This is a genomic window from Paenibacillus sp. KN14-4R (assembly GCF_052180255.1).
GTDB lineage: Bacteria > Bacillota > Bacilli > Paenibacillales > NBRC-103111 > Paenibacillus_AM.
Genome location: NZ_CP197466.1, coordinates 3,196,737 through 3,208,203, shown reverse-complemented (window position 1 = coordinate 3,208,203; position 11,467 = coordinate 3,196,737). Strand labels below are relative to the sequence as shown.

Here is an 11,467-nt window from a genome sequence, read left to right as displayed (position 1 = left end):
CAATTATTTGCCGTGTGGGGAGGCTTTTATATGGGACAAGAAGACATTTTACAATTACTCGGTAGACGAGGGGTTACCGTGGCAGAGGTCGCAGAAATTGTGTACAAGCTACAAAGACCTTATAATGATTTGCTTCAGCTGGAAGCATGTGTTGAGAGTGTCATGTCGGTGCTTGCCAAACGGGAAGTGCAGTACTCTTTATACACAGGAATTGCCTTGGACGAACTGGCGGAACAGAAGTTGCTGCCACAGCCGCTGCAATCCATCATGGAAGTGGATGAGGGTTTATTTGGAGTTGATGAGACACTTGCGCTTGGTATTGTTCATGTATACGGAATGATCGGATTAACTTCTTTTGGCTATTTGGATAAAGAGAAAATCGGAATCATTCGAACGTTAAACGATGATAAGACTAGCATTCATGTATTTTTAGATGACTTAGTCGCTGCGCTTGCTGCTGCTGCATCCGCGCGTATTGCACATCAAAATGAACGTGCAGCGAACTATTCTAGCTAGCTATCGATTGATCGAGAATATTCCGAAAATTAGTGCATAAGTCCTATGTTTGCCCCCTCGGATAGGACCTTTTCCACTATTCCCCTTACGCATCGAGCATGCTGCTTCCTTGCGGGAAAAAGAGAAATTATGTTATTATATTGACAATGAACAAGCTTATGCTGGGTGAGCGATGAACGATGTTGGGAATGAAACGAGGGGGTTTTTTGCAATGTGGACGGTGATTTATATTGCTCCAACGGCTAAAATCGCTGAGCGTATAAAGCAAGATTTGATGAATGAAGGCTTCCTCGTTCAGGTTCGTGCCATTAGCATGACAAAAAACCAGTTTGAAATTTTAGTTCCTGAGGGGGAACTTGAAGAAGTTCAGGAAGTATTAAATTCCATCTTACATAGATAGTCATTTATGCAGCATGTCTGACCCTCAGACATGTCTTTTTCGTGAGTACTGAGTAATAATGATTTTTCTACAGATTTTGATCCAGTGAGGTGTCCATGTGTTAAAGGATCTTTTCCAAAAGAGAAAATACGCGACAATTCCTTCCGAGCGGACGAAGCGTGAAATTCCTGAAGGGTTAATGAATAAATGCCCGCAGTGCGGCACAATTCAATACAGCAAAGAATTAGAGAAGAACTTGAAAGTGTGCAATTCCTGTGGTTTCCACTACAAGCTAAATGCGCTTGAGCGGATCTTGATGACCGTTGATGAGGGCAGCTTTGTAGAGTCAGATTCCTTTATGATTTCCGAAGATCCATTGGAGTTCCCAGACTACACGGAAAAGGTGGAAAAAGCACAAACTGCCACGGGTCTGCGTGATGCGATTGTAACGGGCGCAGCAGAAATTGATGGTATCCCTGTAGCAATTGGAGCAATGAGCTTTGATTTCATGGGGGGATCGCTTGGATCAGTAGTGGGTGAGAAAATTACGAGAACGATTGAATATGCAATTGAAAATCGGGTTCCGGTATTAATTTTCTCGACTTCTGGCGGAGCTAGAATGCAAGAGAGTATTTTGAGTTTGATGCAGATGGCAAAGACAAGTGCTGCTGTCTCTAAATTAAATGAACAAGATGGATTATTTATTTCTGTTATTACAGACCCTACATTTGGTGGCGTATCTGCGTCGTTTGCTATGTTAGGCGATATTATCGTGGCGGAGCCGGGTACATCCTTCGGATTTACGGGACGCCGCGTAATTGAACAAACCATTCGCCAAAAGTTGCCTGACAACTTCCAAACAGCTGAATTTAACTTACAGCATGGCCAGGTAGATAAGGTTGTGCATCGAAAAGACTTGCGCACTACTCTAGCTAAGCTGTTAGATTTGCATAGTTTGAAGGGAGACAAGTAACATGGCGGGAGAAATGTCTTTTGAACAACCTTTAGCTGAGCTTCGATCGAAGATCGATGAGCTTAAAAAATTCGGTGAAGAGAAGGGAATCGATTTTACCGAAGAAATTAAACGATTAGAAGAACGTTATGTCGTTCTTCAAGCTGATCTTTATGCAAATATGTCAGCTTCTCAAAAAATGCAAATTGCAAGACATCCCCAGCGCCCAACCGCGCTTGATTATATTGGAGCAATATTCACTGACTTCGTAGAATTGCATGGTGACCGATTATACGGCGACGATCTAGCGATTGTCGGCGGAGTGGCCAAACTTGATGGATTGCCCATCACAGTTGTTGGGCATCAAAAAGGCAAAGATACAAAAGATAATATTGCCCGAAATTTTGGTTCTCCTTATCCGGAAGGGTTTCGTAAGGCACTTCGTTTGATGCGTCAAGCGAACAAGTTCCGGAGACCGATCATTACATTTATCGATACGAAAGGTGCCTTTGCAGGTAATGCTGCTGAGGAACGTGGACAAAGTGAAGCGATTGCACGCAACTTGCTTGAAATGGCTTCATTTCGCGTACCGATTGTTTGTATCGTTATTGGAGAAGGCGGTAGTGGGGGTGCGTTGGCGCTTGGCGTCGGCAATCGTGTGCTCATGTTGGAAAATGCGATTTATTCCGTCATCAGTCCTGAAGGGGCCGCATCCATTATTTATCGTGATGCATCGAAGTCGCTGCAAGCGGCTGAAGCGATGAAAATTACGGCAGATCATATTTATAAGCTAGGTACTATCGTAAATGGGATTATTCCTGAGCCACAGGGCGGAGCTCATAAGGACTTGGCGCAGCAGGCGGAACTTGTTAAATCAGCTATTCTAGAGCATCTAAAGCCGCTGCTTGACATGAGCGAGGAGCAGCTAAAAGAAGACCGATATGAGAAATTTAGATCAATCGGTCGTTACACATTTACTCAGGAGGGAAATAATGCGTAAAACAAAAATCGTATGTACTATCGGACCGGCAAGTGAATCCCTGGAGAATTTGAAAAAATTAATTGAAGCAGGCATGAATGTCGCTCGTTTGAACTTTTCACACGGTGATTTTGCAGAACATGGAGCACGCATCACGAACATTCGTCAAGCTGCAAAAGAAGTAGGCAAGACTGTAGCAATTTTGCTGGATACTAAAGGACCGGAAATTCGTACAGGTAAGCTGAAAGTAGAACCTATCGAGCTAGTTCAAGATCAGTACGTGACATTGACTACAGAAGAAATTCTGGGTGATGAAAACCGTATTTCGATTACGTATGAAGACCTACCTAAAGACGTTTCTGTTGGTTCCACGATTCTAATCGACGATGGCTTGATTGGCCTATCTGTTGTTGAAATTAGTGCAACTGACATCAAATGCTTAATTACTAACGGTGGTACAATTAAGAGCAAGAAAGGCGTTAACGTACCAGGCGTACAAATAAAATTGCCAGGCATCACAGAAAAAGATGCGAATGATATCGTATTTGGTATCGAGCAAGATGTGGACTTCATCGCGGCTTCTTTCGTTCGTAAAGCAAGCGACGTGATGGAAATTCGTGAATTGCTTGAGAAACATGGCGCGGAGCATATCCAAATTATTTCGAAGATTGAAAACCAAGAAGGCGTTGAGAACTTAGATGAAATTCTAAAAGTATCTGATGGTCTAATGGTTGCGCGTGGAGATTTGGGTGTAGAAATTCCAGCTGAAGAAGTGCCTATCGTTCAAAAGCAAATGATTAAAAAGTGTAATGTAGCAGGCAAACCGGTTATTACTGCAACAATGATGCTGGATTCCATGCAACGCAACCCACGCCCAACTCGTGCTGAGGCAAGTGACGTAGCCAACGCAGTATTCGATGGTAGTGATGCAGTCATGCTATCTGGTGAGACAGCTGCTGGTAAATATCCAGTAGAATCTGTTCAAACGATGGCAAGAATCGCTGAACGTGCGGAAGCAAGCCTGGAATATCGTGAAATTTTCATTCGTCAAGCTCAAGCACAGCAAACAACAGTTACAGAAGCCATTTCCCAAGCTGTTGCTAACTCTGCTCTTGAATTGAATGCAGGTGCGATCGTAACGGCAACGGAAAGTGGATATACAGCACGCATGGTATCCAAATACCGTCCGAAATCGCCAATCGTGGCTGTGACGACAAGTGAGCGTATTATGCGTCGTTTGACACTTGTATGGGGTGTTGAGACGATTCAAACGCCTGCTGTTTACACAACGGACGAGCTATTTGATAATGCAGTGGAGTATACGTTGAATGCAGGTCGTATCTCCCTAGGCGACATCGTTGTTATTACAGCAGGTGTTCCAGTTGGACGTGCGGGAACGACGAATATTATGAAAGTGCACCAAGTTGGCGAGATGGTAGCAAAAGGAACAGGAATCGGTTCTAAGTCCATCCGCGGTAAAATTTGTGTTGCACAAAATGCAGCTGAAGCTGTATCCAAAATGAATCAAGGTGATGTTCTTGTTGCACCGTCAACAGATAAGGACTATATGCCTGCAATTGAAAAAGCAAGTGCACTTGTAACTGAAGCAGGAGGCATTACATCTCATGCTGCTGTTGTGGCAGTGTCTCTAGGTATTCCTGTTATCGTTGGAGTTGCCAACGTGATGAGTTGCTTAAAAGACGGAGAAGATGTGACGTTGTACCCTGAACTGGGTGTTATCTACTCGGGTCGTTGTAAAGTACTATAAGTGAATAGCATGAGAAATCGTGCAATGACATGATAATGGAGAGTGAATATAGAGGAGCAGTTCCTCTGTATTCGCTCTTTTTTAAAAATATGTGGAGGAGATCAAATGGATATACCGTGGTTTAAACATGAACAAAGGGTACGCTATCAAGAAACAGATCAGATGGGGGTTGTCTATCATGCTAACTATTTGAACTGGTTCGAGATCGGTCGGACGGAGCTTATCAGAGAAATGGGCTATCCCTATCAAATAGTTGAACAGAAGGGTTTATTGCTCCCAGTTGTAGAGGCTGAAATGAAGTTTCACACGCCAGCTCGTTACGATGATCGAATTGCAATCTATACGCGTATTCAATCGTATACAACGATTAAAGTGGAATTTAGCAGTCAGATCCGTCGAATCTCGGAGGATTTAACAGCCGATAGAGAGCTAGAACAGCATGTACCTATTGAGCCTATAGGAGAGCTTCTTGTCAGCGGAGTAACGCGCCATGTATGGGTGAATCGGGCATTTCGACCTGCACGGTTAGATAAGGAATTACCTGAACTATATGCACTTATGAATCGATAATATGGAGGAGGTTTATTTTTAATGCGTCGTGTCCCGCTTGTATGGCTGATTATTGTGCCTGTAATGGAATTAATTAGTATTTATTGGGTTGGGAAATGGATCGGTTCGGGTGTGACTTTCTTACTAATCGTGCTCAGTGCGATATTTGGTGTTTATTTTGTGAAACGTGAAATAAGAAAAGTTTGGCTCAATGCACGTATGCAATTAAGCAGAGGACAGATGCCTGCTTCATCCATTCTAGAAGGTATCTGTATTCTGGTTGGGGGGATCTTGCTCATTATTCCTGGGTTTATCTCAGATATCTTTGGGTTATTGATGTTATTTCCACTAACCCGGCCTATCTTTCAAGCCCTTATTCTATTGTTCATTCGCAAGGGAATCTCGAATGGACGCATCCAATTATTTTTCAGAAAATAATTGGATTTGTTGCTGCTAGAAGCAAAATTTATGCCACTGATAATGAAAATTTATGTTAAACGCATTCACAGAAAGCTCGAAATACTTTATTATTAATATTATGTGATAACTAACTTAACGTAAGTTTGCCTATTAAGCGAAAGATAGGAGTGATTCCTTTGACAGCAACAAAAGGATTGGAAGGGATTGTAGCTACAACTTCTTCCATTAGTTCAATTATTGATGGAATATTGACATATCGAGGTATCGATATTGATGAGCTTGCTGAAAATGCAACTTTCGAAGAAGTTGTTTTTTTATTGTGGTTCGGTAAGTTGCCAACACAGGTTGAACTTGATAAGCTTCAAAGCGATTTGAATGCCAGCTCCACGATACCGCAACCTGTCATCGATCAAATGAAAACGTATCCAAAAGATGCGAATTCGATGTCTGCGCTTCGGACAGCGGTTTCGAGTCTTGCTTTATATGATCCAGAAGCAGGTGATATGAGTAAGGAAGCTAACGTGCGTAAGGCGATTCGCCTACAAGCACAATTGCCTGCAGTTGTTGCGGCATTCTATCGTATTCGCGAAGGCAAAGAGCCGATTGCTTCCAAAGGCTATCCATCCATTGCGGCTAACTTCTTATACATGATGACAGGAAACGAACCAGATGCTATTGCGATTGAAGCATTGGATAAAGCGCTTGTTCTTCATGCGGATCATGAGCTTAATGCTTCCACATTCGCTGCACGCGTAACTGTGGCAACGCTCTCAGACATGTACTCTGGGGTAACATCAGCAATTGGTGCTTTAAAAGGACCTTTGCATGGTGGAGCCAATGAAGCTGTAATGGCAATGCTAGAGGAAATCGGTGGACCTACACAAGTGGACTCTTATATCAATAATAAACTGAATAATAAGGAAAAAATTATGGGCTTCGGACATCGTGTTTATAAAAACGGTGATCCGCGTGCGAAGCATCTGCAGAAGATGTCTAAGCAACTTGGCCAATTAACAGGTGATATTTCCTGGTATGAGATGTCGATTCATATTGAAGAACTGGTTACAGGTCAGAAAGGCCTTAAGCCAAACGTAGATTTCTACTCGGCTTCCTGCTATACATCACTTGGAATCCCTCGTGATTTGTTTACACCGATTTTTGCAATTTCTCGTGCATCCGGTTGGACAGCACACATCCTAGAGCAATATGATAACAACCGCTTGATTCGCCCAAGAGCTGAATATACAGGATTATCGAATCAGCATTACATACCGATGGAAGATCGGTAGAGATTTATTTTGACCCTATTCACGGGCAGTTTCGCTTTTATGTATAGGGATAGGCTTGGCAATCTGTACTTTTATACTATAATGAATGCAGGGACACGAATTTCAAGACAGCTCTACCAAATAGTTAGAAAATTTAGAGGAGGCACCCTACATGGCACAGTTTGAAAATTATGAATTGCCTACAGAAGGCGAACAAATCACGATTAAGGATGGACAACTTGTTGTTCCGAACAACCCGATTATTCCTTTTATCGAAGGTGATGGAACAGGTCCGGATATCTGGGCAGCATCCAAACGCGTTTTAGACGCAGCAGTTGAGAAAGCTTATAACGGCGAGAAGAAAATTGCTTGGTACGAAGTTTATGCAGGCGAAAAAGCATTTAATAAATATAATAGCTGGTTGCCTAACGATACGCTTGAAGCAATCCGCGAGTATATCGTAGCGATCAAAGGACCATTGACAACGCCAGTTGGCGGCGGAATTCGTTCCCTGAACGTAGCCCTTCGTCAAGAATTGGATTTGTATGTATGTCTTCGTCCTGTTCGTTATTTTGATGGCGTACCTTCCCCAGTGAAGCGTCCGGGGCTTGTTGACATGGTTATTTTCCGTGAAAACACAGAGGACATTTATGCGGGTATCGAGTACCAAGAAGGATCAGAAGCAGTTAAGAAAATGATCTCTTTCTTGCAAAATGAGATGGGCGTTAACAAAATCCGTTTCCCAGAAACATCTGGTATCGGTATTAAGCCAGTTTCCAAAGAAGGTTCTGAGCGCCTTGTTCGCGCTGCAATTGAATATGCGCTTAAACATGGTCGTAAAACCTTAACACTTGTACACAAAGGTAACATTATGAAATACACGGAAGGCGCGTTCAAGAACTGGGGATATGAACTTGCTGAAGCTGAGTTTGGCGAGCAAACATTTACTTGGGCACAATATGATCGCATTAAAGAAGAGCAAGGTACAGATGCAGCGAATGCGGCTCAAAAAGCAGCAGAAGCAGCTGGCAAGCTAATCGTGAAAGATGCGATTGCTGACATTGCTTTACAACAAGTATTGACTCGTCCAACTGATTTCGATGTGATCGCAACATTGAACTTGAACGGTGACTACTTGTCTGATGCTCTAGCAGCACAAGTTGGCGGAATCGGTATCGCACCTGGCGCTAACATCAACTACTTGACTGGACATGCGATCTTTGAAGCAACACATGGTACAGCTCCTAAATATGCAGGTCTTGATGTTGTTAACCCAGGTTCTGTAACGCTTTCTGGCGTTATGATGCTTGAACACTTAGGCTGGCAAGAAGCGGCTGACCTGATCTATAAAGGTATGAGCACATCCATCGGTAACAAAACAGTTACTTATGATTTCGCTCGTCTAATGGAAGGCGCTACTGAAATTAAATGCTCCGAGTTCGCTAACGAAATTATCAAAAACATGTAGTATAAATATATTAATTAGTCAGTTAACAATGGGAGGTTTCTTACATGGCTATTCGTCGAAATAAAGTTACGGTTGTCGGTGCTGGATTTACAGGAGCAACTACTGCATTAATGCTTGCGCAAAAAGAACTTGGAGACGTTGTTCTCGTTGATATTCCACAATTGGAAAACCCAACTAAAGGGAAAGCACTTGATATGATGGAAGCAAGCCCAGTTCAAGGTTTTGATTCCAACATTGTAGGTACATCCAATTATGAAGATGCTGCTGGTTCTGATATCGTGATCATTACAGCTGGTATTGCTCGTAAACCAGGTATGAGCCGTGATGATTTGGTGAACACGAATGCAGGAATCGTGAAGTCTGTATGTGAGAATGTAAAAAAATATTGCCCAGATTCAATCGTTATCATTCTTTCCAATCCAGTTGATGCAATGACTTACGTAGCATACAACACACTTGGCTTCGATAAGAGCCGTGTAATCGGTCAATCTGGTGTGCTTGATACAGCTCGTTATTGCACATTCATCGCTCAAGAGCTTAACGTTTCGGTTGAAGATATTCGTGGTTTCGTTCTTGGCGGTCATGGAGATGACATGGTACCACTTGTTCGTTACTCCAACGTTGGCGGTATCCCAATTGAGAAATTGATCCCTGCTGATCGTATTGAAGCTATTGTACAACGTACACGTACGGGTGGCGGTGAAATTGTTAACTTGCTAGGTAACGGTTCTGCTTACTATGCACCTGCAGCATCCCTTGTACAAATGGCAGAAGCGATTCTTAAAGATAAGAAACGTATTATCCCAGCAATCGCTCTTCTTGAAGGCGAGTATGGCTATGATAACCTGTTTATGGGTGTTCCTACACTTCTTGGTGCTGGTGGTATCGAAAAAGTATTCGAACTTGAATTGACTGATGAAGAGAAAGCAGCGCTTGATAAATCTGCTCAATCCGTTCGCAATGTAACTGCCGTTGTAACTTTGTAATTTACAAAATGATAAATGAGAAGCCTCTGCTGATGCAGGGGCTTTTTGGTGCGATACAGGACAGTTGTGGGTAAGCGACTGCGTGTCGTCTATATTCTTCCGTCTGCTGTTGCAATCGTGTTCTCCGTCTCTCACGGAATGTCTATCTGGTAATCAAAAAGCCCCTGCAAAATCATGCAGGGGCCATTTCAATTCAAGTAGTAAAGGATGAAAACTGTTGCAACAAGTACTAAGCGAAACGAATAACATGATTCCGTAAAAACGAAGTGGTCGCCTTTGACCGAGTGTTCCACCAAACGTAACCTAATCCAAGGAACACGAGGTCAACAGCGATTGGAGGAACATGTTATTCGCGCAGCGGTGTTGATCTATAGTGCAAATGCACTTACCTCACTCCGACAGCTCATCAAGGGTCTTCTCCATACTTGGCGCGAAATGTTCGAGGAAATAGTCGACTTCAGGCAAATCGAGCTGGTGAAGCGATTGTTCGATTTGTTTCTTCGCAGTGCCAAATTCACGATTACCTGCAGATAATTCGGTTACACATTTTAGGTAGGCATCGAGCAGATCAGCTGCTTTTACAAAAGCTCTTAATTCCTCATCTTCACCTGAATGCGTAAGTAATGGCTCGTAAATAGGTTGAAGCTTCGGTGGAATCATATCCTGCAACCGGACGGCTGCTAAGCGCTCAATTTCTCGAAAGGAGCTGAGCATATCTGGATTGTGGTGCTTAACGGGTGTTGGTATATCTCCAGTGAAAGACTCAGTCGCATCATGGAATAAGGCCATGGACACGGCTAAGCCACTGTTAAGATTGCGTCCGAATTCGGCATTGGCAATGGAACATAATAGATGTGTCAGGGTCGCAACATGATAGGAATGCTCCGCCACGTTCTCCTTGACGACATTTCGCATCAGACTCCATCGTTCAATATATCTTAGACGATACATATAAGCTAAGAAATCACTTGTCATAAGTCCACATCCTTTTTAAGGAGTTAACATTTGCGGTACAGTTCGTAAGGTAATGCGCTCCTTATCTGGGTGATACATTATGGGCTTGCCAAGCATCGCTTCGACATCGCGCCAATCCATCATAAAATGACCTTGCTTCACGTTAACTGGCATACGTAGGTTTAACTTTGTACCATCCGCGCGTTCGATGAAAGTGTTATTTGCTTTTATTGTCCATTGCTGGTCGTTCCATTTGACAGTGAGCACACTGTTATCATCTTGAACAGTTGCTCCAAGTTCAGTTAAGGATTTAGCGAGCGGCACTTGGTATTCTTGCTGCTCTTTCGCTACAATTCTTTGTTTAATTGTAAAATCTAGCAATTGCGGTGTTATCCACGGGCTTCCTGCATTGATCCGAGGGATATGCATGCGATCCGCCTCTCTTGTCGCCATATCCGGTACGATCGTGAATGCATAGTTAATGCCAGCTTGTTTCACATAACTGGCTGCAAGATCATCGACAATACCAAATGGATACGCGAGATAATCAACTGGCGCACGATGCTGCGGGTCGTTTACTTTACTGATACATCCCTTAATATCGTTGACAACACGATCTTTATATTCAGCTTCGGTCTCTTTTGTACCATCGGCTTTTGTAACACGGCCGATTAGAGAAGCTTCGCCATCTGGGAGCTTAATGTGCATGGTATCTGTATGACAACCTGTATAGATGAAATTATTGCTGGAGACTAAGTATTCTTTTTCTTGCACATTCAAGAATGGAATATTATAGCCCTTCGGATTCGCAAGTGTTTCTGTAATCAAGAAATTGACGGCAGAGATATGTCGTTTGGCTAGGATAGGCAGGGCATACTCGTAAAAACTTTCATATCCATCGTCAAAAGTAACAAGAACGGCGTTATCTGGGACGGTTCCTCCATCGAGATATTGCTTAAAGTCATCCAATGAAATGAAATTGTAGCCTTTGGCAAGTAAATAATCCAACTGTTGTTCGAACAATTCCGGTGTCATTGTCGATGAGCTCTTGTCAACTTTGTGAAGATGATGATACATAAGTACAGCAACTTGGTCTTGATAATACACAGCAGGTTCTCCTGCGGACGCTCTAGGCGTGGTAAAAATGCTCATACAGACGATACTAAGCAGTAGAGCAGCAGCTAACATTTTACGCATGAAATCGTACTCCTTTTTTAGTATAAGACGG

General features: G+C 42.9%; 12 protein-coding genes. 10 read left to right on the top strand and 2 right to left on the bottom strand.

All coding sequences use genetic code 11. The features are described 5' to 3' along the window. Window positions 1-30: 30 nt before the first annotated feature. The 10 genes from ACSBOP_RS15760 to mdh all read left to right on the top strand — a co-directional run bounded on the left by ACSBOP_RS15760 (window position 31) and on the right by mdh (window position 9,285). Window positions 31-516 (top strand): phosphatidylglycerophosphatase A family protein, encoded by a 486-nt coding sequence (locus ACSBOP_RS15760; RefSeq protein ID WP_442601474.1) that lies wholly within the window; start codon window positions 31-33, stop codon window positions 514-516. A gap of 211 nt (window positions 517-727) precedes the next feature. Beyond that, window positions 728-916 carry a glutamate decarboxylase gene (locus ACSBOP_RS15755; protein WP_442601473.1) on the top strand — a complete coding sequence of 63 codons (189 nt, stop codon included), beginning with the start codon at window positions 728-730 and terminating at the stop codon, window positions 914-916. A 97-nt stretch (window positions 917-1,013) separates the two neighbouring features. Then, window positions 1,014-1,868: an acetyl-CoA carboxylase, carboxyltransferase subunit beta gene (gene accD / locus ACSBOP_RS15750; RefSeq protein ID WP_442601472.1), complete on the top strand. Its 855-nt coding sequence runs from the start codon at window positions 1,014-1,016 to the stop codon at window positions 1,866-1,868. 1 nt (window position 1,869) lies between these two features. After that, window positions 1,870-2,847 (top strand): acetyl-CoA carboxylase carboxyl transferase subunit alpha, encoded by a 978-nt coding sequence (accA, locus tag ACSBOP_RS15745; protein WP_442601471.1) that lies wholly within the window; start codon window positions 1,870-1,872, stop codon window positions 2,845-2,847. Then, on the top strand, window positions 2,840-4,594 hold the full coding sequence (pyk, locus tag ACSBOP_RS15740) for a pyruvate kinase (RefSeq protein WP_442601470.1): 1,755 nt from the start codon (window positions 2,840-2,842) through the stop codon (window positions 4,592-4,594). Before accA ends, pyk begins: the two co-directional genes overlap by 8 nt. Window positions 4,595-4,699: 105 nt before the next feature. Further along, window positions 4,700-5,164, top strand: coding sequence for an acyl-CoA thioesterase (locus ACSBOP_RS15735; RefSeq protein ID WP_442601469.1), 465 nt, complete (start codon window positions 4,700-4,702; stop codon window positions 5,162-5,164). 21 nt (window positions 5,165-5,185) lie between these two features. Then, a complete protein-coding gene (locus ACSBOP_RS15730; protein WP_442601468.1) occupies window positions 5,186-5,581 on the top strand; it encodes an FxsA family protein in 396 nt (131 codons plus the stop codon). 158 nt (window positions 5,582-5,739) lie between these two features. After that, window positions 5,740-6,852, top strand: coding sequence for a citrate synthase (gene citZ / locus ACSBOP_RS15725; protein WP_442601467.1), 1,113 nt, complete (start codon window positions 5,740-5,742; stop codon window positions 6,850-6,852). 151 nt (window positions 6,853-7,003) lie between these two features. Continuing rightward, complete coding sequence (gene icd / locus ACSBOP_RS15720) at window positions 7,004-8,299, top strand: NADP-dependent isocitrate dehydrogenase (protein ID WP_442601466.1); 1,296 nt, start codon at window positions 7,004-7,006, stop codon at window positions 8,297-8,299. 44 nt (window positions 8,300-8,343) lie between these two features. Further along, a complete protein-coding gene (mdh, locus tag ACSBOP_RS15715; RefSeq protein WP_442601465.1) occupies window positions 8,344-9,285 on the top strand; it encodes a malate dehydrogenase in 942 nt (313 codons plus the stop codon). 390 nt (window positions 9,286-9,675) lie between these two features. Here the strand turns inward: mdh and yfbR are convergent, their stop codons facing one another. Then, window positions 9,676-10,260 carry a 5'-deoxynucleotidase gene (gene yfbR, locus ACSBOP_RS15710; RefSeq protein WP_442601464.1) on the bottom strand — a complete coding sequence of 195 codons (585 nt, stop codon included), beginning with the start codon at window positions 10,258-10,260 and terminating at the stop codon, window positions 9,676-9,678. Window positions 10,261-10,275: 15 nt separating this feature from the next. Next, window positions 10,276-11,436: a polysaccharide deacetylase family protein gene (locus ACSBOP_RS15705; RefSeq protein ID WP_442601463.1), complete on the bottom strand. Its 1,161-nt coding sequence runs from the start codon at window positions 11,434-11,436 to the stop codon at window positions 10,276-10,278. Window positions 11,437-11,467: the final 31 nt, after the last annotated feature.